At 73.0% G+C, this 23,712-nt stretch carries 13 protein-coding genes and 1 pseudogene; 11 read left to right on the forward strand and 3 right to left on the reverse strand.

From position 1 onward, the window contains the following. Window positions 1-72: 72 nt before the first annotated feature. On the reverse strand, window positions 73-723 hold the full coding sequence (locus ABZ836_RS10480) for a LuxR C-terminal-related transcriptional regulator (protein ID WP_356138200.1): 651 nt from the start codon (window positions 721-723) through the stop codon (window positions 73-75). A gap of 338 nt (window positions 724-1,061) precedes the next feature. Between ABZ836_RS10480 and ABZ836_RS10485 the strand changes: the two genes are divergently transcribed. Continuing rightward, window positions 1,062-2,435 carry a hydrolytic protein gene (locus ABZ836_RS10485; RefSeq protein ID WP_356138184.1) on the forward strand — a complete coding sequence of 458 codons (1,374 nt, stop codon included), beginning with the start codon at window positions 1,062-1,064 and terminating at the stop codon, window positions 2,433-2,435. 213 nt (window positions 2,436-2,648) lie between these two features. On the opposite strand, the gene ABZ836_RS10490 is transcribed toward ABZ836_RS10485, so the two are convergent. After that, window positions 2,649-5,972, reverse strand: a complete 3,324-nt coding sequence (locus ABZ836_RS10490; RefSeq protein ID WP_361141181.1) for a right-handed parallel beta-helix repeat-containing protein — start codon at window positions 5,970-5,972, stop codon at window positions 2,649-2,651. A 186-nt stretch (window positions 5,973-6,158) separates the two neighbouring features. Between ABZ836_RS10490 and ABZ836_RS10495 the strand changes: the two genes are divergently transcribed. Then, the gene (locus tag ABZ836_RS10495) at window positions 6,159-7,334 is read left to right on the forward strand and encodes a S8 family serine peptidase (RefSeq protein ID WP_361141183.1); all 1,176 of its coding nucleotides are present in this window, start codon (window positions 6,159-6,161) and stop codon (window positions 7,332-7,334) included. A 161-nt stretch (window positions 7,335-7,495) separates the two neighbouring features. On the opposite strand, the gene eccCa is transcribed toward ABZ836_RS10495, so the two are convergent. Then, window positions 7,496-11,455, reverse strand: a complete 3,960-nt coding sequence (eccCa, locus tag ABZ836_RS10500; RefSeq protein WP_356138202.1) for a type VII secretion protein EccCa — start codon at window positions 11,453-11,455, stop codon at window positions 7,496-7,498. A 234-nt stretch (window positions 11,456-11,689) separates the two neighbouring features. Between eccCa and eccD the strand changes: the two genes are divergently transcribed. The 9 genes and pseudogenes from eccD to ABZ836_RS10545 all read left to right on the forward strand — a co-directional run. Beyond that, the gene (gene eccD, locus ABZ836_RS10505) at window positions 11,690-13,096 is read left to right on the forward strand and encodes a type VII secretion integral membrane protein EccD (protein WP_356138189.1); all 1,407 of its coding nucleotides are present in this window, start codon (window positions 11,690-11,692) and stop codon (window positions 13,094-13,096) included. A 10-nt stretch (window positions 13,097-13,106) separates the two neighbouring features. Further along, window positions 13,107-14,669, forward strand: a complete 1,563-nt coding sequence (gene eccB, locus ABZ836_RS10510; RefSeq protein WP_361141185.1) for a type VII secretion protein EccB — start codon at window positions 13,107-13,109, stop codon at window positions 14,667-14,669. Between the two features lie 201 nt (window positions 14,670-14,870). Then, complete coding sequence (locus ABZ836_RS10515; protein ID WP_356138204.1) at window positions 14,871-15,206, forward strand: hypothetical protein; 336 nt, start codon at window positions 14,871-14,873, stop codon at window positions 15,204-15,206. Between the two features lie 84 nt (window positions 15,207-15,290). After that, entirely contained in the window at window positions 15,291-15,611 is a 321-nt protein-coding gene (locus ABZ836_RS10520; protein WP_280868926.1) for a WXG100 family type VII secretion target, read from the forward strand. 103 nt (window positions 15,612-15,714) lie between these two features. Beyond that, complete coding sequence (locus tag ABZ836_RS10525; RefSeq protein WP_361141187.1) at window positions 15,715-16,188, forward strand: type VII secretion system-associated protein; 474 nt, start codon at window positions 15,715-15,717, stop codon at window positions 16,186-16,188. Window positions 16,189-16,352: 164 nt separating this feature from the next. Then, a complete protein-coding gene (locus tag ABZ836_RS10530) occupies window positions 16,353-19,640 on the forward strand; it encodes an AAWKG family protein (protein WP_361141189.1) in 3,288 nt (1,095 codons plus the stop codon). A gap of 28 nt (window positions 19,641-19,668) precedes the next feature. After that, complete coding sequence (locus ABZ836_RS10535) at window positions 19,669-20,154, forward strand: YbaB/EbfC family nucleoid-associated protein (protein WP_356138196.1); 486 nt, start codon at window positions 19,669-19,671, stop codon at window positions 20,152-20,154. Then, on the forward strand, window positions 20,151-20,525 hold the full coding sequence (locus ABZ836_RS10540) for a hypothetical protein (protein ID WP_356138198.1): 375 nt from the start codon (window positions 20,151-20,153) through the stop codon (window positions 20,523-20,525). Before ABZ836_RS10535 ends, ABZ836_RS10540 begins: the two co-directional genes overlap by 4 nt. Window positions 20,526-20,663: 138 nt before the next feature. Further along, window positions 20,664-23,712, forward strand: a pseudogene (locus ABZ836_RS10545) (hypothetical protein); the annotation flags it as partial.

Consider the following 23,712-nt stretch of genomic DNA (forward strand, 5'->3'; position numbering starts at 1 on the left):
GTGCTCTTTCGGGCAGCGCCCGTTCCCCGGCCGGCCGTGGCGGGCCGGGGAACGGGCCGGCGCGGCGGGCCGTCAGATCAGGCCGTTGCGCAGCGCGTAGCCGACCGCGTGGGCCCGGTTGCGCAGCTGCAGCCGCGAGATGACCTCATGCAGGACGTTCTTGACGGTCCGTTCCGAGTAGGCGGTCTTGCGGGCGATCTCCGCGGTGTCCAGGCCCTCCGACACCATGCGCAGCATGTCGGCCTCCCGCGCGGTCAGGGTGGACAGGGACATGGCCCGCGGGTCGAGCGCCGACCGCTGGAGACTGCCCACGTGGGTGAGCAGGGTTCCGAGGAGGTCGCCGGGCAGGACGCCCTCGCCGTTGGCCACGGCCAGGACCAGGTGCAGGAGCTGCTCCTGGTCGGCCTCGGCCCGCCGCAGGACGGCCGCCACGCCGCACTCGACGACGCGTTGCAGCGAGCCGGCGCCGAGGGTCGCGACCACCAGGCCGGTGCGGGTACGGGAGTTGTGGCGGAGCTTGTGCAGCAGGGCGGCCACCTCGTCGTCGACGTGGTCGACGACCACCAGCGACACCTCCGCCCGTTCGGCGTCGGGGTCGGCGACCAGATCGATCTCGGGGCGCTGGCGTAACTGCTGGACGACGCCCAGGCGCAGCACCGGGTCCGCGGCGTAGACGGCCACGGTCACGCGCTCGGGGCGTTCGGGACGGGAAGTTCTCCGCATGGTCCAGGGCTGAGTGGGCACATGTGCCCCGGTGGACACGGCGGAGTCGGCGGGAGCGGCCTTCTCTGCGGTGGGCATAACGGCTTACCTGTCTGAGGGAGGGAGCCAAACGGCGGGACGGAGCGAGCGGCCGTACGGCGGCACGGGTGTGGAGGGCGTGGCCCGGTGGGCGGCGCCCGTGGTGCGCCGGACCGTGGCGACGGCCCGGCGGTACGGCCCGGTCGTGGCGACGGCCGGGTCGTACCGCCGTCGGCGCGTGACCGCGGGGGCACCGTGACTGCCCGGCTTCTGCCCCCGCGTCCGTTCCGGTGGCCCGGGGGCGGTCCTAGCGTGGCGGCGTGACGCCTTCTGCAGCCTCTTCCCGTCCCGGCACACCCGGTCTCGACATCCCGGAAGTGACCGTGGTCCCGGGTGACACCGCCACGACCAGCCTCACCGTCCGCAACGACAGCGACATCGTCGAGGCGTACGCGCTGGAGGTCGTCGGGGACTGCGCCGCCTGGACCACGGTGGAACCGGCCCGGGTCTCGCTCTACCCCGGCACCTCCGAGACGGTGACCGTCCGGCTGGCCCCGCCCCGTTCCCCGGAGGTCCGGGCCGGCGAGATGCCCCTGGGCGTGCGGGTCCTTCCGGCCGAGCATCCCGACGCGGTGCGGGTGCTGGAGACCACCGTGCACGTCGAGGAGTTCCGGGACCTGCACACCGAGCTGGCACCGCGCCGCCGCCACGGCTGGCTGCGCGGCCGTTACCGGCTGGCCGTGCAGAACCGGGGCAACGCGCCGGTGGAGGTGGGGTTCACCGCAGGTCAGGCCGGTGAGGAGCTGGCCTTCGCCTTCGCCCCGGCGGAGAAGAAGCTGGAACCGGGCGAGTCCGCGGAGATCGGCCTGCGGGTCCGCACCGGCACCCCGGTGTGGTTCGGCGCCCCCGTGGTGTGGCCGTTCACCGTCGACGCCACGGAGACCACCGGCACCGCCGACGCCGCCGGGTCCGGCGACCAGGACGCCGGGCCGGAGGCGACCGGCACCGTCCGGACGCCGCTGGACGCGGAGTTCGTGCAGATCCCGGTCTTCCCCCGCTGGCTGCTGGTGGTGCTCGCCGCGCTGCTCGCGCTGCTGCTCGCCTGGTTCACGCTGGTCCGTCCGGCCGTGCGCAGCGCGGCCAAGGAGGCCGCCGTCGAGGCCGTCGACCCGAGCCCCGCCGCAGGGGAACGGGCAGCGGGAGAGCAGGCCGCGGGTGACGCCGGCCCCGGAGCGGGCGCCGGCACCGGTGCCGAGGGCCAGGGGACGGGCGCCTCCGCCGGAGCCGGTGCCGGAGCCGGCGCCCCGGCGGAGAACGGCGCAGCGCTCGGCGGCGGCCCGCAGATCTCGGAGACCATCGACGTGCAGACGGCCGGCGGGGAGACCAAGAAGGGTACCTACCGGGTGCCGGCCGGCAGCGTGCTGGGGGTGACGGACATCGTTGTCGCCAACTTCCAGGGCGACGAGGGCCTGCTCACGATCACCTTCGGCGACCGCAAGATCACCACGATCGCGCTGGAGACGTTCCGCAACCAGGACTACCACTGGGTAACCCCCATCAAGATCCCCGAGAACGAAGCCGTCACCATCGAAGTGACCTGCGGTAAGCCCGGGACACCGGCGTCCGGCCGACAGGCGCGGGAGTGCCACGAGGTTCTGAACGTGAGCGGCGTACTCAGTCGCACCACGCCGTGACTCGGGCCTCACCTGTGCATTCTCGACCGAAATAGCCCGGCATCGCCAAGAGTTGGCCCTTGCTCCGGCCGGAAACAATCAACATGGGACCGGAAAGCGTCACTCGGCCCCCGGTGGAGACCACCGGGGGCCGTGCGCGTCGTCCTTAACCGGTGTCCGGAGCCCTCACCGGGCACCGGCCGCGCCGCCTCACCGGGCACCGGCCGCGCCGCCTCAGCGCGGCGCGCCGGCGGGGTCCTCCACGGGGAGGTCGTCGGGCCGCAGCAGCCGCAGGTCGTCCAGGCCGGGCGCGGCCAGCGTGCCGATCCGCCGGGCCTGCCGGGTCATCATCGCCTCCACCAGCCGGCGCCCGGTGCGGGCGTTGCCGAAGTGGCGGTCCCGCGGGATCGCCGCCACGTACCGGCCGAGCGCCGCCACGGTCTCCGGCGGGCAGTCGTAGCCGGAGTCCGCGGCCTGCGTCGTGATGATCTCGACGAGTTCCTCGGTGGTGTAGTTCTCGAACTCCACGGTGCGGGTGAACCGCGAGGACAGGCCGGGGTTGGACTCCAGGAACCGCCGCATCTCGGCGGTGTAGCCGGCCGCGATGACGACGATCTCGTCCCGGTGGTCCTCCATCAGCTTCAGCAGCGTCTCCACCGCCTCCCGACCGAAGTCGCTCGTCGCGCCCTCGGGGGTGAGGGTGTACGCCTCGTCGATGAACAGCACTCCGCCCAGGGCCCGTTCGAAGACCTCCTTGGTGATCTGCGCGGTGTGGCCGACGTACCGGCCGACCAGGTCCGCGCGGGCCACCTCCACGAGCTGGCCCTTGGGCAGCACCCCCAGGGAGTGCAGCAGCTCCGCGTACAGGCGGGCGACGGTGGTCTTGCCGGTGCCGGGCGGACCGGAGAAGACCAGGTGCTGGCTGATCCTCGGTGTGGGCAGCCCGGCAGCGCGCCGCTGACGGGTGGTGGCCAGCAGGTTCACCAGGTCGGTCACCTCGCGCTTGACCGCGCCGAGGCCGACCATCGCCTCGAGCCGGGCGAGCAGTTCCTCGGAGCTGGTCGTCTCCTGCGCGACGGCGCCCGCGTCGACGCCGACGTCCTCGGGCAGCAGCAGCGACAGATCCGCCTCGGCCGGGTCCGCCATCGAACCGAGCCGGAACGCCTGCCGGTCCACCATCTCCTCGAACACCCTGCGCGCGGCGCGGCCGTTGCCGAACGTGGCGCCCCGCTCCATCTGCCCGTAGTGCCGGGCGAGCGCGTCCAGCGTGCGCGGGTCCAGCACGTAGTGGTGGGCCTCGCACATCCGCTCGGTGATGGTGACGAGCTCCTCCACCGAGTAGTTGGCGAACTCGATGGTGCGGGTGAAGCGCGAGGCCAGGCCCGGGTTGGAGTTGAGGAAGTCGGCCATCTCGTCGGTGTAGCCGGCGGCGATCACCACGACGTCGTCGCGGTGGTCCTCCATCAGCTTCAGCAGGGTGTCGATCGCCTCGCGGCCGAAGTCGGCGCCGCTGCCCTTGCTGTCCGAGAGCAGCGTGTACGCCTCGTCCAGGAACAGCACGCCGCCGAGCGCCTCGTTGAAGGCCTCGGTCGTCTTGATCGCGGTACCGCCGATGACCTGGGCGACGAGGTCGGCCCGGGACACCTCCACCAGGTGGCCCGAGCGCAGCACGCCCAGGTCGGTGAGGATTCCGCCGTACAGGCGGGCGACGGTGGTCTTGCCGGTGCCGGGCGGACCGGAGAAGACCAGGTGGCGGCTCATCGGCGGCACCGGCATGCCGAGCCGGGCGCGGCGCTGCGCCAGCTGGTTGAGGTTGACCAGGGTGCGGACCTGGTGCTTGACGTCGGCCAGGCCGATCAGGGACTCCAGCTCCTCCAGCGGACCGGACGGAGCCGCCTTCCCGGCGCGGCCCCCGCTGCCCGCGTCGCCCGCCGGCGCGGCGCCGGCGACCTCGGCGCCCCACACGTCGGGGGCGCCGTTGCCCGCGCTGGTCAGGTCCTCCACGGTGCACCGGTCGCCGGCGCGGGTCTGCTTCAGTCCTGCGCCCCGGTTCTCCCGTACGGCACAGCCCGCCACGGTGACCGGCTCGGTGCTGTCGATGCGGATGCCGTCGCCGAGGCTGCCCGTGATCGTGCAGGCGTCGAGGGACAGCCGGGCCCCGTCGACGGCCATCACGCCGTGCGCTCCCGCGTCGCTGATCTCGGTGCGCAGGACCGTGAGTTCGCCGCCCTTGTCCACGGCGACACCGGAGGCGCCCGAGCCGTGCACCCGGCCGTCGCGGACCGTTCCCCGGCCGTCGGCGCCGACCCGGATGCCGGCGTCGGCGGCGCCGCGCACGGTGATGTCCCGCAGGTGCGGGTTGCCGCCGCCGGCGATCCGCACGCCGGCCGCCCCGGCGTCCGCGATCTCGCAGTTCTCCAGCCGGCCGCGACCGTCGTCCACGACCTCCACGCCGCACCCGCCGGGCGCGGTGATCCGGGCGCGGCGCACCAGCGGGTTGCCGCCGCCCCGGATGAGGACGGCGGTGCCGGCCGCGTCGGCTATCTCCAGCCGGTCGAACTCGGCGGCCGAGTCCTCCTCCAGCACCACGGCGCCCTTGGCGTCCGCGCAGTCGCGCACCGTGGTGTCGGTCAGGGTGGGCGTGCTGCTGCCGATCACGCGGATCGCCGGTCCGCCCGCGGTGTCGAACTCGCACTCCCGGAAGGTGCCGCGGGAGCGCTCGGTGACGGCCAGTCCGTTGCCCTTGGTGCGCGAGGTGCGGCAGCGCAGCACCTCCGGGTCGGCGCCGGTCGCCACCACGAAGCCGGGACCGGAGGTGTCGGAGACCGTCACGTGCTCGACCACCGGACGCGAGTCGCTGGTGACGTAGACGCCGACGGCCGCGTCGTGGACGCGCACGCGCTGCACCCGGGTGCTGCTGCTGCCCTCCAGGGCGAGGGCGGGCTTCTCCGTGTCGGAGATGTCGCAGTCCTCGACGACGCCCTGGGCCTCGCCGTTGGTGAGCACGCCGTTGCCGCGGGCGTCGCGGATGCGGCAGCCCCGCACGGTGGTACGGCCCTTGTCGCTGATCACGACGGCGGTGGTGCCGAGGTTCTCGAGCACGCAGTCGGCGATGACGCTGCCGGTGTCGGTGGTGTCCACGACTCCGGCGCCGACCGGGTTGCTGACCCGGCAGTCCCGCATGGCCAGGGAGCCCGACTCGCGGGCCAGCAGGGCGGTCCAGCCGGAGCCGACGACGGTGCAGCCGTCCATGGCGACCTGGCCGCGTGCCGCGTCGACGACCGGTACGTCCTCGGAACCGCCGCGCAGCGTCAGGTCGGTGAGCATGACCGCGTCGGCGACCAGGACGATCGCGCTGCCCCTGCGGGGACAGATCTCGACGCTGCCGCGCTCGCCCTCGGCGACGATCGTCACCCGGGTGCGGACGGTCAGGTTCTCCGGGTAGCGGCCGGGCATGACCCGGACGACCGCGCCGGTGCGCGCCTGAGCCAGGGCTTCACCGATGGTCCCGAAACTATCCGGCTGATCCGGGCAGACGGTGAGCAACTGCCGTGACAAGCTCGATCCTCCTCGTTCCGGCGCCGCGGTCGGCCCTGTGGGACGGCGGGACGCGCCGGATGCAGGCTACGTGAGAGGGGCGAACATCTTCCAGGCGGGTATGGGCAGTTGACGGTTATTCACCTGGATGTTCCGCACCGTGGGGACCGTCGGGGCCTCCCCCGCGGACACCATAGGATGCCCGCCATGCGACGCGACCCCACCTCCGGGCGTGCGGCCGCGGCCGCCGTGCTGGCCGCCGTACCCCTGCTCGCCGCCGGTGCGGCACCCGCCGCGGCCGACTCCGGCCCGGTGGAGCTGCCGGTCGTCCGGACGGAGCTCGCCCCGGACGAGGCGTGCGCCGAGGCGTCCGGGCGGACCGCGAAGAGCGAGCCGTGGACCACCCGTGCCCTCGGTCTGTCCCGTGCGTGGCAGCAGTCCCGGGGGGCCGGGGTGACCGTGGCGGTGGTGGACACCGGTGTCGGCACCTCGATCCCGGCCCTGTCCGGCCGGGTGGAGACGGCCGGGGGCGGGGGCGGCGACTGCGTCGGACACGGCAGCTTCGCCGCCGGACTGATCGCCGCGGCCCCGGCCGAGGGCGTGGGCGCCGTGGGCGTGGCGCCCGCGGCGACGATCCTCGCGGTGCGGGCCACCCGGGAGCGCGGCGCGACCACCCCCGCCCTGCTCGCCGCCGGCATCAGGACGGCCGCCGAGTCCGGCGCGAAGGTGATCTACGTCGGGCGGGCGCTGCCGACCGGCAAGGAGGAACTGACCGACGCGGTGGAGTACGCCGCCGGCCGCGACGCCCTGGTCGTCGCCCCGTTCGCCCCGGACGCGCTGCCGAGGGACGCGGACGAGGAGGCCGCCCCGCTCTGGTACTGGCCGGCCTCGGCACCGGGTGTCCTGGCCGTGATGGACTACGGCTCCGGTGGCGGCCGGCCCGCGGGGGCGCCCACCGGCCTGTCGGCGGACCTCGCGGCCCCCGGTGTCGCGGTGGTCGGCAACGGGCCCGAGGGCGCCGGGCACTACCTGGGTTCCGGGTCCTCCCTGGCGGCCGCGCACGTGGCCGGCGCGGCGGCACTCGTGCGGGCACGCCATCCCGACCTGAGCGCCGCCGAGGTGTCGCACCGGCTGACCGGCACGGCGTACCCGGCCTCTCCCCCGCGCCTGGACGCCTACGCCGCCCTCACGGCCGTCCTGAGCGACACCGCCGGCACGGTGCCGCGGCAGCCCGCCGCCGAACTGCCCGTGGAGCCCTCGCGGACTCCCGTCGTCCGTGCCGTGGTGGTCGCGTCGGTCGGGGGCGGGCTGGTCCTGCTGGTGGCGGCGGGCGCCGCGGTGATCCCTCGGGGCCGGGCCCGCCGGTGGCGCCCGGCGGACTGACGCGGCGCGGCGTCCCGCGCACCGGGGGCGCCGTTCCCGGCGGGCTCGGCGCGCAGTCGCCGCCGTCCGCCCGTGGCGAGGCGGTACGCCGTGCCGCCCGGCACGCGGGCGGCACGGCGTAGGCGGTGTGCGCCGAGCGGTGCGCGGTGTGCGGTGCGCTGTCAGCTCTTCGGGTCGCCCAGGAACGCCGTCTGGACCTGGACGGTCTTCCGGCGGGCGATCCGGGTGGCGCGGCCCGGGGGCAGCAGGCGGCCCTTGGCGTTGCCGACGACGTAACCCTCGGAGGGCGGGCAGGACAGCAGCAGCGTCGGGGTGTTGACCTCCTGGAGCCTTCGCATCAGGTGGTCGCCCATGGCGCGTCCCGCGCCGGTGGCCGCGCGGGCGACCACCATGTGCAGACCGACTTCCCAGCCCAGTGCCAGCTGGTCGAGGAGCGGGTCGAAGGGGGCGTTCATCGGTCCGGAGCCGAGCATGTCGTAGTCGTCGACGAGGACGAACAGGCGCGGTCCGCTCCACCAGTCGGCCAGCCGCATCCGGGCCGGGGCGATGTCGGGGCCCGGCACCCGGATCTTCACCGCCCGTGCCGCCCCGTCCACCAGGTCGCGCAGGGCGTCGATGGAGACGGCGTGGCCCAGCCGGTACTCGTCGGGGACCGCCTCGACCAGCTCGCGACGGTAGTCCACCACCATGATGCGGGCCTCGGCCGGCGAGTACCGCCGCATGATCGCCTGGGCGGTCAGCCGCAGCAGGTTGGTCTTGCCGCTCTCGGTGTCGCCGATGACGACCATGTGCGGGCTCTCGGCGAAGTCGTGCCACACGGTGGTGAGTTCGTTCTCCTCCAGACCGAGCGGCACCCGGAAGTCGCCCTCCGGCGCGGGCAGCGCGGACACCGGCAGTTCGGTGGGCAGCATCCGCACCCGCGGCGCGGACGGGCCCGTCCAGCTCTCGGCGACCGCGCTCACCAGTCCGGCCACGCCGTCGCCGAGGTCGTCGGCCTGTTCGACGCCGTCGATGCGGGGCAGCGCCGTGAGGTAGTGCAGCTTGCCCTCCCGGGTCAGGCCGCGCCCGGGGACCCGGGGAACCGTCGCGGCCCGCCGCATGTCGATCTCGGAGTCCATGGGGTCACCCATGCGCAGCTCCAGGTGGGTGCCCGCCTGGTCGCGCACGGCCGACGGCAGCTCCACCCAGCGCGCCGTGGTGACGATGAGGTGGACGCCGTAGTTCAGGCCCCGGGCCGCGATCGCCCCGAAGGTGGAGATCTGCCGGTCGTAGTCCTGGCGGACCGTGGACCAGCCGTCGATGACGAGGAACACGTCGCCGTGCTCCTGGTCGGCGAACTCCCCCGCGGCCCGGCGCCGCCGGAAGGTGGTCATGGAGTCGATGCCCTGTTCCAGGAAGAACTTCTCCCGCGCCGCGAGCAGCGCGTTCACCTCCGCGATGGTCCGGCCGACCCGCTCGGAGTCCAGCCGGGCCGCGACGCCGCTCATGTGCGGGAGCCCGTCGAGACCGGCCAGTGTGCCGCCGCCGAAGTCCAGGCAGTAGAACTGGACCTCCCGCGGGGTGTGGGTGAGGGCGAGGGCCGTCAGGATGGTCCGCACCATGGTGCTCTTGCCGCTCTGCGGGCCGCCCGCGATCGCGATGTGCCCGCCGACGCCGGACAGGTCGACGGTCAGCAGGTCCCGCATCTGGTCGAACGGCCGGTCCACGATGCCGATGGGCACCTTCAGCCGGCCGCGGCCTGGCCAGCCCACCGTGGTGAGGCCCAGTTCCGGGTCGGGCGTGAGCGGCGGCAGCACCTGGTCGAGGGTGGCGGGCAGGTCCAGCGGCGGCAGCCACACCTGGTGCGCGGGCGGGCCGGCGCCCAGCATCCTGTCGACGGCGACGGACAGCAGCGTGTCCCCGGTCTCCTCGGCCTCCGGCTCCGGGTCCGGCAGCTCGGGCAGCGCGCGCGGTACGACGTAGCCGTTCGTCCACGGCACGGTCTGGCCGGCGGCGCGGGCCTGGCCGGCGCTGCCGCGGCGTTGGCGGTAGGCACCGGAGACGTAGGCGGCGCGGAACCGGGTCAGGGCCTCGACGCCCGACTTGAGGTAGCCGCTGCCCGGAGCCGGCGGGAGTTCGTAGGCGTCCGGCACGCCGAGGACGCCGCGGCTCTCCATCGCGGAGAAGGTGCGCAGGCCGATCCGGTAGGACAGGTGGCTCTCCAGCTGGTGCATGCGGCCCTCGTCGAGGCGCTGCGAGGCGAGCAGGAGGTGCACGCCGAGGCTTCGGCCGAGTCGGCCGATCATCACGAAGAGCTCCATGAACTCCCGGTGCGCCGCCAGCAGTTCGCTGAACTCGTCGACGACCACGAACAGGCTGGGCAGCGGAGCCAGCGGGGCGCCGGCGGCGCGCGCCTTCTCGTACTCCAGGGCGGAGGTGTAGTTGCCCGCGGCGCGCAGCAGTTCCTGGCGGCGGATCAGCTCGCCGTGCAGGGCGTCCTGCATGCGGGAGACCAGGGCCGCCTCGTCGGCGAGGTTGGTGATGACGGCCGAGACGTGCGGGAGCTCGTCCAGGCCGAGGAAGGTGGCGCCGCCCTTGAAGTCGACGAGGACGAAGTTGAGCGTCTCGGAGGAGTTGGTGAGCGCCAGCGCCAGGACGAGGGTGCGCAGCAGCTCGCTCTTGCCGGAGCCGGTGGCGCCGATCAGCATGCCGTGCGGGCCGGTGCCTCCCTGGGCGGACTCCTTGATGTCCAGCTCCACCGGCTGGCCGTCGACGCCCACCGCGATGGGCACGCGCAGCCGGCCGGGGCCGGTGCTGCGCTGCCACAGGGTCTGCGGGTCGTGCCGGTACAGGTCCTGGATGCCGAGCAGGGTGGTGAGTTCGACCTCGGTGGCCAGCGGCTCGGAGGCGTCCGTGCCCATGCCCATCCGGTAGGGCGAGATCCGCTTGGCCAGGGCGGCCGCGCCGCGCGGGCCGAAGGAGTCGGGCCGCCCGAGGTAGGTGGTCTGCTCCTTGCGGTCGCGGTCGGTGCGCACCAGGCGGATGGCGTCGCCGTCCACGTCGAGGCGGAGGGTGACCCGGCCGGGTCGCCACGTCAGGGCGCCGGTGAGGTCCAGTACGACGGTGTTGCGCAGCCCGGGGCCGTCGAGGCGGTGGCCGCCGGGGACCGTGCCGCCGTCGACGACGATCACGGTGAAGGGCTCCTCGCGGCCGGGGACCGCGTCGGGGTCGAACGGCGGGCGTTCCATGAACTCCGCGCCCAGCAGGTCCTCCAGCTCGTTGAAGGCGGAGCCGGTCATCCGGGCGGGCCCGGCGCCGTCGTTCTCCTGCGGGTGCAGGTGGTGCGGCAGCCACTTGGCCCACTCCCAGTCGGCGCGCCGCTCGTCGGACACGCACAGCGCGATCCACACGTCGTCCGGGGAGTGGAACGCGGCCAGCTGCGCGACGATCGCCCGGGCCAGCGCGCGGACGCGGTCCTCGTCGCCGCGGAACAGGATCCGGGCCCAGGCCCGCAGGTAGACGGCGATGGGCTGGTCGGGGACGGTGTTGTAGGCGCGGATGAAGCTGCGCAGCGCGTGCGCGGAGAGCGGTTCCAGGTCCTCGACGGGGGTGGTGGCCGTCGGGTTGAGGCGCAGGCCCAGCTTCTGGTCGCCCACCGCCACCCGGATCTCGCCGAAGTCCTGGTCCTGCGGACGGCGTTCCCACAGCCGGCTCGACCCGACCAGGGACCACAGCGCGGACGGCTCGGGGTGGCGCCAGGCCAGGGCGCGCTGCTGGTCCATCACCGCGGTCCGCACCTTGCGGCGGGTCTGGGTGAGGTAGCGCAGGTAGTCCCGGCGTTCGCCCTTGAGGCGCTGCTTGCGCTCGCTGTTACGGCGCATCACCTGGCCGAGCATCATGGCCGCGGAGGAGATGACCATCAGGCCGAGGGCGAGGTAGATGAAGCCGCTGCCGCGGCCGCCCATGCCGGGGCGCATGAACATCAGCATCATCGACACCGACATGAGCGCCATCGGCAGATAGGTCCACACGGCGGACGAATCGGGGACCACCTCGGGGAGCGTGGGCGGCTCCTGGAGGGTCAGTTCTCCGTCCGGCATCTCGGGGCCGCGTCTGCGGGCGGGCCGGCGGAACAGAACCACACTCACCGTACGGGTCTCCTTACGGAGCGGCCGCCGGGCCGACGGTGCGCGCTCACGGGTGGGGGACTGATGCTGCTGGAACCTCGGATGCTCCGGGGGCGGGGTCACCCCGAAGAGATGTTTGATACTACGATCACGCCAGCTGACCACCAACCAGCAACCCCCCCACTCCGCACGCCCGTTGTATGTCCGTCGGCATGCGACGGCGAACCCCGGAAGGCGTGAGCCAGACCGATGAGTGACAACCAGGTGGCTGGTCTGTGCCGCCTGACCGTACGCGCCCCCGCCCGCACGATCGACCTGGCCGTGCCCGCCGATGTGCCGGTCGCCGACCTGCTGCCCGCCGTGCTCGGCTACGCCGGGGACGATCTGGAGGAAGCCGGCATCGAGCACGGCGGCTGGGTGCTGCAGCGCCTGGGCGGCGAGCCGATGGACGAGGAGCGCACCCTCGACTCCTTCGAGCTGCGCGACGGCGAGACCGTGTACCTGCGGCCCCGTGTCGAGGCGCTGCCCGAGGTGCATCTGGACGACCTGGTCGACGGCATCTCGACCACCCTGCGCGACCGCCCCTACGGCTGGACCCCGTGGGCGGGCCGGGCCCTGCTGCGGGGTCTGACCATGGCGGCGCTCGCCGTCGGCCTGGTGGTGCTCGCCCTGCCCGGCGGCTCCGGCTCCGGCTCCGTCCGCGCTCTGTGCGCGGCGGCCGCCGCGCTGCTGCTCCTGGCGGGCGCCGCCGCGGCCAGCCGGGCGGTCGGCGACGGCGGGGCCGGTGCGGTCCTGGGCCTGATGGTCACCCCTTACCTCGCCCTGGCGGGCTGGCTGCTGCCGGGCGGTGACATCACCGGCCCGCACGGTGCGCAGATGCTGGGCGCCCGTCTGCTCGCCGCGTCCGCGGCCGGGGCCGGCGGGGCGGTGCTCTCGCTCGCCGCGGTGGCCGCGTACGCCGCCCTGTTCCTCGCCCCCGCGGTGATCGCCGCGTTCGGGGTGCTGGCCGGGGCCCTGATGCTGGCCGCCGGTCTCGCCGCGCACGAAGTGGCCGGCGTCGTCGCGCTGGGCGCCGTGCTCCTCGGCGCCTTCGTGCCCGGCCTCTCCTTCCGGATGGCCGGGCTGCGCATGCCTCCGCTGCCGACCAACGCCCAGCAGCTGCAGGAGGGCATCGAACCGCATCCCACCGCGGTCGTCGCCTCCCGTTCGGTGCTGGCCGACGGCTGGATGAGTTCGCTGTACGGGGCGGTCGGCGTGGTCTGCGCCGGCTGCCTGACGGTCCTGGCCCGCCGCGACGGGCTGGCCGAGGTGTTCACCTCCCTGGCGCTGGCGCTGCTGCTGCTCCTGCACGCCAGGGGGCTGGGCAACGTCTGGCAGCGGCTGTCCCTGACGCTGCCCGGTGCCTGGGCGCTGATCCTGCTGGTGTTCTCGCACGCACTGGGCTCCGGCTCCCTCGGGCGGCTGCTGACCGTGGCGGGCCTGCTCGCCGTGACCGCCGCCCTCGCCATCGCGTCCTGGACGGTGCCCGGCCGGCGGCTCGTGCCGTACTGGGGCCGCGGGGCGGAACTGCTGCACTCTGCGGCGGCGATCGCCCTGCTGCCGCTGGTGCTGTGGGTGCTCGGTGTCTACGGGGCCCTGCGGTCCCTCAACGGCTGAGGAGAGCACGGTGCAGAACAGGCGTGATCAGGTACAGGCGCACATGTTCGTCATGGGGCGCCTCACCACCGCCATGCTCCGCGGTGACCCGGACGCCCCGGAGAGCCCGCAGGGCAGGACCAACCGCGGGGTCGTCATCGGTGTGGTGGTCGCCGTGCTGGTGTCGGCGGGCGCCTTCGTGCTGGGCCTGCTGAAGCCCGGCGTCAAGGACTCCTGGAAGGAGGCGGGCACGGTCGTCGTCGACAAGGACACCGGCTCCCGTTACCTCTACCTGGACGGCCGGCTGCGGCCGGTGCGCAACTACGCCTCGGCCCGCCTGCTGGCGGGCGCCGACATGCAGGTCGTCTCGGTCGGTTCCGGCTCCCTGGCCGGTGTTCCGCACGGGGCGCCGGTGGGCATCGTCGGTGCGCCCGACGCGCTTCCCGCCCCCGACGGCCTGGACTCCGGCCCGTGGCAGGTGTGTTCCGGCACCGCCGAAGGCGCCGACACCACGGTCCTCGCCGTGGGCGCGCCCGCCGGCGGCGGACTGGGCGCCGGCCAGGCGCTGGTGGTGACCGGTCCGGACAAGGCCGACCACCTGGTGTGGCGGGGCACCCGGCTGCGTCTGGACGACGAGCGGGGCGCCTCGCGCTCCCTCGGCTACGACACCACCGCGCGGGTGAGGGTGTCGGCGGCGTTCCTCAACTCCCTGCCCGCGGGCCCCGACCTGTCCCCGCCGGACGTGCCGGACCGCGGCGGCCGGGGCCCCGAGCTCGGCGGCCGCGAGACCCGGATCGGGCAGGTCTTCCGGGTCACCGCGCCCGGTTCGGACGCCCGCTACTACCTGCTGCGCGAGGAGGGGCTCGTCCCGCTGACCGCGACCGGTGCGGCCCTGGTCCTCGGCGACCCCGAGACCCGCGAGAAGGCGTACGGCGATCAGGCTCCGACCGCGGTGGAACTGGGCTCGGACGCTCTGGACGGCCGTACGGCCGACGCCGCGGACCCGGATCTCACCGACCTGCCCGCCGCACCGCCCAAGGCGGTGCGGCTGGAGCCGGGGCAGACGGCCTGTGCGCGGATCGAGAGCGGCGGTTCCGGTACCCGGGTCAGCGTCGCCCTGTCCTCGCCGTCCGCACTGGGCCCGGCCGCGCAGCCCGCGCCGGAAGGGCTGAGCCCCGCCTGTGTGCCCGTCGACCGGATCACCGTCCGGGCCGGCGGCGGCGCGCTGGTGCACGCCCTGGGCGCCGGCGGCGGCGCCGTCGGCGACACGGTCTACCTGGTGACCGACAGCGGCATGAAGTACCGGGTCGCCGACGACAAGGCCCTGGCGGCGCTCGGGTACGGCGGCGGACAGGCGCGGGGGCTTCCCTCACCGCTGCTGGCCATGCTGCCGACCGGCCCCGACCTGAGTCGGCGAGCGGCCGTGACCGGACGCGCCAGGACGACGGCCGCTCCCTGCGGTTCCTCCTCGGACACCCCCGCGCGGGGCGACGCGGGGAACGGCGCAGCCGACGGGTCGCGGACCTCGGAGGATGCGGCGGCCCCGGACCGGCCGGCCGACCGGCCGGGGAACGCTGACGCGAACGTCATGTGACGGTTCCTCAAATCCAGCTCAGAGATTGGGAGTCGTCGACCCGACGCACGAGGGCGGCCGGACTCTTTTCGCTATGGTCTGCTCAACTGTTCTACGTTCGGAATCAGTTGCCCCGGTCGAGCGGACACCGCCGTCCACGGCCGGCCGCGGGCACGGCCGGCCGCCGGGGCCAGGCGGCGCGATCATCAGGAGGTGCGGTACATGGCAGGCTTCCAGCAGTCCGAGGAGCAGGCGACCCGGAACGGCATTCAGGCGCTCGAGTCGGCCTTCACCGGCGTGCAGAACTGCAGGCAGGACGTCGAGAACATGAAGTTCAACCTGGCCTCCGGACTCAAGGGCTCGGACGGCAAGGCCTTCCAGGACCTGCTCAAGCTCTGGGACGACCAGGCCGAGATCATCTCCAGGAACGTCCGGGAAATGGTGGACACCCTCAACGAGACCCTCCGGGTCCAGGGCCTGACCCAGGGGTCCAACAGCGAGGCCATCAACAACTCGTACACCCAGTCGCAGGCCATCTTCGACGCGCTGAGCGGCTGACGCCGGAGCGCGTCCCGGCGCCGGGCCGGGACACACACCGTCCTCCCCATCCCCCCATCACTGTTGCGAGACGAGGCCCTCACGATGAGCGACTTCACCGACGGACACATCTACGTCGACTACCGGCACATGTCGAACGCGGCCGACGACATGGTCCAGCAGACCCGGGCGATCGCCAGCATCCTGGTCAACCTGGACGCCGAACTCCAGGCGCTCAAGGCGACCTGGGAAGGTGACGACCGCGAGGTCTACAACGACAAGCAGACCGCGTGGAACAACGCCGTCCAGGCGATGCAGGACCTGCTGGAGAACCACTCGCACCTGCTGACCGAGGTCTCCGGGAACTACCAGTACAGCGAGAAGTCCCTCACCCAGCTGTGGAGCGAGGTCCGCGTCGGCCGCTGAGCCGGCCGGCCCGTACCCCCGTCACCGGAGGGCGGCCCCCGGCACCTCAGGGCGGGCCGCCCGTCCGGTTCCCCGACAGTGACAGTTCCGGCAGGAGAAGGACATGGCGGACGACGGCACCACGGTCAACCTCGACAAGGCGTGGTTGGAGAACTTCCTCAACCACGACATCCTCAACTTCCGCGACGCGCTGAAGAAGATCACCCAGGACGGGCTCTCCACGACCGGCGAGGTCATCCCGTCGCTGGAGAACCTGAGCGCGCGGGGCAAGGTGACCGACGACTGGCCGATCGAGGCGACCCGGCCGCTGATGATCGGCTACATGGCCGACAACGAGACGGTGAACGGCGCCGCGCTCGTCGAGGCGGTCACCAACCTCATCAAGGAACTGGTACCCATCCTGGACAACCAGGTGCAGCTCTTCGACGACATCGACGACAACCTGCGCACCAGCATCGAAGAACTGTTCGAGACCCAGGGTGAGAACCTCACCAGGATCGACGGCGACAAGCTGCTCGACATCTTCGAGGACGTCGACGACACCCTGGGCGAGGCCGGCGGCGGCGAGGACGACTAGGCCGTTCGACGGAGCACGCCGCGCGAGGCCGGCGGGACGTGCTCCACACGGCCGCACCCTCCCCCTCGTCCGTCCGGCCCCTCCACGGGCCCGGCCCCACGCCCCGCAGGCTGCCGCCCGCAGCCCCGAAACTCCACCTACGCCCCCCTCGACGGAGTCAGACCGTGGCAGAAGACGAAGTACCGGAAGAGCACGTCAGGGCGCTCGACGCAGACAACGACTCCTGGCAGAAGGCCGCGTACTGGTTCACCGGGTACGACGCGCCGCACCGGGACACGCTCTTCGAGTCCCTCATGGGCAACGACGGCATCCCGCAGATGAAGGTGGAGCTCAGCCGGCAGAACTACGTCGACTACGTCGACCCCAACGACTTCAACTGGCGTGTCGAGAACGCCGGTTACCGCATCGAGAACACCGACTTCGTCATCCCCTTCTACACGACGGGCGGGGACGACGCGTCCGCCGGCGACCAGGTCTCGATGTACAAGGCCCGCATCACCATGCTGGGCAACAAGGGGGACGACGGCCCGTCGGGCGGTGTCGTGGAGGGCGGGGAGTTCAAGAGCCAGTACGACAACCACCTCGGTCTGAGCGGTGACAAGGCAACCTGGTCGACCGAGAAGCTGACCCAGTACGCCTACGGGACGGGGCGCGCGATGGAGGCGCTGCTCTACAACGAGAACGGCACGGTCGGTTTCGGCTGGAACAACAAGAACGTGCTGGACGCGGGGGCCGTCTCGCTGAAGTCCTTCGACACCGCGGCCGCCGCCTTCGACCGGGTCGCCCAGTTCTTCGCCAACCAGGAGAAGGTCGTCGCGGAGTGGCAGCGCCGGGTGGGCACCGAGCAGGACGACGCCTGGCGCGGCCAGGCCGCCGGTGTCTTCTGGACCCTGATCGACACCATCAACCGGCAGTACAAGGGCTTCGCCGACGACATGGGCGCCGCCAACGGCCTCTCCAAGCAGGGCAACATCCTGCGCGAGGCCCGCGGCGCGTTCCGCGACGCCGTGGTCGAGCTGCACCGGTCCTGGATGACCTGGGTCACCCAGCACAGCAACCCGCTGATCGCACTGAACAAGCTGCTCGTGGACATCACCGACCACGTGTGGGAGAACAACATCAAGCAGATCACCTACAAGGTGAACAGCACCGGTGGCCTGTACACGACGAGTTACTACACCACGTACCACGCCAAGGCGGGCTTCGACCAGACGGCGACCCGGCACGGCAAGAGCGACAACTTCGGTCCGCTGGACGAGCTGAGCACCTGGAAGGCCGTGGGGGAACGGGCCGTCCAGCACTGGCAGGCGTACGTCATCAGGGACCTCGTGGAGCCCGCCGAGGCGGCCCTCAAGGCGATCCACAACAGCTGGAGTCCCACCACCATCGACCTCGGGTCGGTCAAGGTCCGAGGTGAGAGCGACCTCACCAGCTCCTACAAGGAGGACCTGGCCGAGAAGCAGGCGGACGACGCCAGGAAGGCGGCGGAGGAGGCCCAGCGCAAGCAGGACGAGTTCATGCAGTGGCAGAAGGACCAGGCCGCCGCGGCCAAGGCCGAGCAGGAACGCAAGGAGAAGGAGGCCGAGGAGAAGGCGGCCGCCGCCAAGGCCGAGCAGGAACGCAAGGAGGCCGAGGCCAAGGCCGAGCAGGAGCGCAAGGAGGCCGAGGCCAAGGCGGAGCAGGAACGCAAGGAGAAGGAGGCCGAGCAGAAGCAGGCCGAGGCGGAGGCCAAGGCGGAGCAGAAGCAGGCGGAGGCCGAGGCCAAGCAGGAGCAGAAGGAGAAGGAGGCCGAGGCCAAGCAGGCCGAGGCGGAGGCCAGGGCCGAGCAGGTGCGGGCCGAGCAGGAGGCCAAGCAGGAGGAGGCGCAGAAGAAGCAGGAGGAGGCCCAGGCCCGCGCGGAGCAGATGCAGCTGAGCCAGTTCAACATGGCGCGCGCCGACCAGGAGAAGGCCCGCCAGGAGCAGGAGCGGAAGCAGGCCGAGGCCGAGGCGGAGGCCGACGCGAAGGAGGCGGAGGCCAAGGCCGAGCAGGCGGAGAAGGAGGCGGAGGCCGAGCAGAAGCAGGCCGAGGCCGAGGCGAAGCAGGAGCAGAAGGAGAAGGAGGCCGAGCAGAAGCAGGCCGAGGCCGAGGCCAAGGCCGAGGAGCAGATGCGGCGGCAGGAGGAGGAGCAGAACAGGCTCCGGACCGAGCAGGAACTGCGCCAGGAGCAGCTGCTGACCGAGCAGGAGAAGCAGGAGGCCGAGCGCCAGGCCCAGCAGGAGGAGGCGCGGCAGCGGCAGGAGGAGGCCTACCAGCAGGCCCAGGCCGCCTACGAGAGGCAGTCCGAGGGACTGCTCAATCCGGGCGGCGGCCTCCCCGGCTCCGGCGGCGGCCTGAACCCGGGCGGCGTCTCGCTCGGCTCCGGCGACCTGAACCTCGGTGACCTGGGCTCCCTGCGTCCGGACGGCCCCGCCTCGAACGGGTACTCCGGAGACGGCACGCTGACCAACCCGGGCGGCAGCAGGACCGCGCTCGACGACAGCGGCCGGCTCGTCACGGAGTACCCGGACGGCAGCAAGGTGCAGATCGACCCCGACAACCGTACGGCGACGGTCACCCGGCCGGACGGCACGGTGGAGACCGGTCCCCTCAACATCGGCGACCTGCTGCCCCACCCCGACGGCAGCACCTCCCACCTGGACCGGAACGGTGACATCGTCACCGAGCACCCGGACGGCACGGTCACGAGGGTCGACCCGGACACCGGCATCGGCACCACCACCCGCCCGGACGGCACCGTCACCACCGGCAACCTCAACGGCTCCCTCGGCGACCTGCCCTCCCTCCCCGGCACCGGTTCGTCACTGCCGTCCTCCCCCACCCTGCCCTCGTACACCTCGCCCTCCTTCACCTCGCCCTCCTACGACTTCGGCTCCTACGAGGAGGAGTTGTACGACGAGTCCCCCTACGAGTCGCCGTACGCCTCCCCGGCGACGCCCGCGATGACCGCGGCGCAGCGCGAGGCGGAGACCGGCACTCCGCTCAACACCGGCTCGCTGCCCGGCGGCCTCGGCATGAACGGCATGAACGGCATGGGGGGCATGCCGATGGGCGGTATGCCGATGGGGGGCATGCCGATGGGCGGCGCGGGCGCCGGCAACCAGTCGGAGTCGGAGCGTGTCCGCAACGTCATCGACAGCGGACAGCCGCTGAACAGCCGCGGCGGCCGTCCCGGAGCGGCCCCCGCGGCACGTTCCGTCCAGGAGGAGAACGACGTGCGGGTGTCCCCGGCGCGCGCCTCCACGGCCACCACCAGCGGCAGTCCGTTCCTGCCCATGGGCGGTCACCCCGGCGGCGCCGGCGGCCAGCCGCAGACCCAGAGCGGCGACCGGGCGCGGGAGGTCTGGGCGCAGGACGACGACGACGTCTGGGGCACCGACGAGGGCGGCGCACCCGCCGTCATCGGCCGATGAACAGCACAGCACAGCGAAGGACGACCCCGTGACCGAACCGATCGAGCAGCGCATCGCCAAGGCGATGGCCGAGCTGGAGTCCGTGCAGGCCGCCGTGGCGCGGGCCGAGGAACGGCTCTCCCACGCCTCCGCGAGCGTGCGCTCCCGGGACCGGGCCGTCGAGGTGACGGTCGGCCCGGCCGGAGAGCTGACCGGACTGAAGTTCCTGGACAACAAGTACCGCTCGATGAACGCCACCCAGCTGGCCGCCTCCGTGATGGAGGCGGTCGGGCGGGGGCGCGCGCAGATGGCCCGTGAGGTGATGGCCACCTTCGCCCCGCTGACCGAGCCCAGCGCCGACGTCCCGGAGCTGCGCGGCGTCGACATCGACTGGAACCGCATCTTCGGATCGGCGCTGAGCGCGGAGACCGACGGGAACGGCCGACGCGGCGGAAGCCGGCTGCACGACGAGATCGACGACGACGCCGAGGGTGACGCCGACGGCGGTACGGCACGAGGAAGGGGCCGGTCATGAGCGACGCGTACGAGGCGAATCCCGCCGCTCTCCGGAACAGCATCGAGCGGATGAAGCAGCTGCCGCTCATGGCACGCCAGTTGGGGCAGGACTTTCTGAGCCAGGAGCGGACCTACACGGAGTGGCCCGGCTGGACGGACGACTTCGCCCGCGAGGTCCGCCCCGTCTACGAGCGCAACAACGCCTTCTGCCTGGACACCAGCAACAGCCTCTTCGAGGCGCTGGACGGTCTGGTCTCCGCGACGCTCGCGAACCTGGCGAACATCGAGCGGACGCAGTCCGACTCGAGCGAGCGCATCCGCGAGCACCGGCGCAGGACCGAGGAGGCCCTCGGCGGCGAAGCCGGAGACGGGCCCGGCGGGCGCCACTGACACGAGGAGGCGGTACCCCCGGCCGGGGCAGCGGTGTCCGACACGGACCGCGGCCCCGGCCGGGGAGCACGGCAGCGGGCGTCGACAGGTCCCCACGGACAGGCCCGTGACCGACGGTTCGAGGTGAGCGGAGTTTCGGTGCAGGAGATCAACTTTCCTGAGGACGTCAGGAAGATGCTCTGGATCCTCATCGGCGAGATGCCGTTGCAGGCCAGGGAGAATCTCGCCTACGCCAGCCAGGAGCTGTACCAGGACTTCGGCCGCGGCATCCGCAGGCTGAACGAGGAGATCCGGCGTTCGATCTCCGAGGCCTCCACCTCCCTGCCCAAGGACGTCGGCGCCCAGTACGTCCGGGGTCTGTCGATGCTGACCGACGACGGCGGCGTCAACCACCTCGACCGGATGATCGACCAGCTGGACGAGATCGCCCGCGGCCAGGTCGACCACTCGATCAAGATCCAGGCGGCGAAGTGGGAGATCATCGCCGAGATCGTCATGCTCCTCATCGAGCTGGCCCTGCTGGCGGCGCTGGCCGCGATCACCGGTGGCACCTCCCTCTCCCAGATGGCGCTGGCCCGGGCTCGCAGCAGGCTGGCCGTGCTGCTCATCGTCCAGCGCCTGCTGCGGATGTCGCACCTCGCGCCGGCGCTCACCGAGGCGATGTCGGAGGCGCTGCAGACCCTGGCGGTGCGGCTCGCGCAGATCGTCCTGAACTCCGGCGACCGCAAGCCCGGGGGGATCGACTGGAAGGACGTCGGCAAGGCGGCGGCGTTCGGCGCGGTCGTCGGCGCGCTCGGGTCGATACTGGAGTTCGGCGGCGATCACCTGAAGAACTGGTTCAAGAACTCGTTCGACAACTTCGACAGCTTCGTCAAGAACCACCCCAACTGGAACATCACCCTGAACGGGGCCGGCGAGCTGGGCGGGGCGTTCGTCGTCGGCGCGGTCAGCGAGTCGGTCGGTGAGTACCTCATCCAGGGCGCCTTCGAGGGCGACTGGGACTTCAAGTGGGAGACGTTCGTCGGCTCCGGCACCAGTTCGGTGTTCGACGTGGTCGCCGGCGGTGCCGTGGCGGGCGGCGCCCTGTGGCTGCACAACAAGTTCACCACCGGCACCGGCCTCGGCGACTTCAACGACACCTCACTGCTCGGCATCGGCGGCGACGGCGGCGACGGACCGAGCGGCTCGGCCGCCCCCGGTCCTGGACCGGCCCCGGCGCCCGTGCCGACTCCGCTGCCCACGACCACCACCGGCGCCCCTGTCACCACCGTCGTCCCGCCGCCGGTGACCACCGTGCCGCCGCCGGTGCACGACGTCGGCCACGACAGCGCCTCCGAGGTGTCGTCCCTGGACGACGAGTCGTTGTTCGACTTCTCCGACACCGACTCGGTCTCCTCCGACACCACGTACGGATCGACGTCCGTCCCGCACACCCCCGTCGGCTTCGATCCGGCGACGGTGTCCTCGCCGCTCACCGCCAAGGGCCTCCTCCCCTCGACCGCCTCCCTCGGTGGGTCCGACGGGAACTCCGACGGTGACGCCGCACGGGGCGCCGACGGCATCGGGACCGACCTCCTCGGCACCGATGTCGGCGACGGCACGGACTCCACGGGCGGCACGACGGGCGTGACCGCTCCCGGCACCCCCGCGCCGCACACGGGCACGGGCACCGGCGCTCCGTCCGCCGGCCCGCGCGGGGTGCCGGAGAGCACCGGGCGGACCGGCGATGCGACGCCCGAGGCCACACAGTTCCCGCAAGGCCGGAACAGCGACGACACCGGCACGGGTGTGCCGCGCGGCGGCGCCGGCACCCGGACGCAGGGCGGCGCCGAGGACAGCCCGTCCCTCTCCAACCTCCCCCGGCAGGACACGTCGCGGGAGGACGACGCGACCGGCCAGGACGCCGACGCGCGCCCGGGCAGCCACGACGTGCCCTCCTCGGCCGCGCCGGTCACGGCGACCGGTGCCGACACCTCGCTCTCCGGGGCCGCTCCCGCACCGGCGCCGCTGACCGGCGCCCCCGGTTTCGAGGCGGCACGGTCCGCCGCGCCCGCGGTGACCCGTTCGCACGTCTGGGTCGACCCGGTCTCCACGCCCCCCGACCCGGCACGGCTCGGGGAGACGACGCAGTACACCGTCCGGTCGCACTTCGACGCGCGCCGCTTCGAGTACGACGGCCGGTGGATCACCGACCTCACCGTGCGGGTCTCCGCCGCCCCGGACGGCCTGCCCGCCGACGTCTGGGACAAGGTGCGCTCCGGGGTCGAGACGTACTTCAACGCCCCGGGGCACCACCTGGCCGACGGCGACCTGCTGCACGTCACCGTCGAGCAGGTGCCGCCCGGCACGCACCCCGGCACGCTCGACGTCGACCTGGTGGGCCGCGACCGGCAGATGACCCGGACCGCCTGGTGGGCGGACGCCGACCCCGTCGACTACGCCCACGAGATCGCCCACCAGCTCGGCCTCCGGGACGAGGCACGGGCCGGTGACCCGGCCGCGCCCCACCGCCCCGACGTCCCCGGCAGCCTGCTGGGCGACTACACCCGGTCCGCCCCGGACGGACTGGCCCGGGGCGGCCTGCGCGGCCGCCACCTCGCGCTGCTCTCCGCCCTCGTCGGCGACCTCACGCCGGCGTCCTCGGAGCGCCCGGCCGCCGCACCCACCGTGCGACGCCCGGTGACGACCGCCGACGTCCCCCTGGGAGCCGAACCGCACGCGCCCCGGCAGCCGCAGGCCGCGTCGACGAGCCCGTCGGAGACGGCCCCGCAGGCGGCCACGGTGACCGGCACCACCAGCACGCCGATCCCGCAGGCGGCTGTCACGCCGGACGCAGAGGCGGTCTCGACCCCGGTCCCGGCGATCCCCGTCACCACCGTGTCCGGTCCCGCGCTCACGCCCGGCTCCGCGTCCCCCGTCGCGCCGTCGTCGGGCTCCTCCGATGCCGACGGCGCGACGAACCTCACCGCCACCGAAGCCACCCGGCTCCTCGACGAGGCGGACGGACCACTCCCGCACATCGCCCTGGGCCCGGACGACCAGCGCCACCAGCTCGCCGCACCAGCCGGTACGAGCACGGGTACGGAGTCCGATGCGGGCGTGGTGCATGCTGCTCCGTCGGGCCGGCTGACGCCGGAGGTGACGGCGAGGCTGTACCGGGCGTACGCGGACTACTTGTTCCGGGCGG

It is taken from the genome of Streptomyces sp. NPDC047130 (assembly GCF_040643475.1).
Lineage (GTDB): Bacteria > Actinomycetota > Actinomycetes > Streptomycetales > Streptomycetaceae > Streptomyces.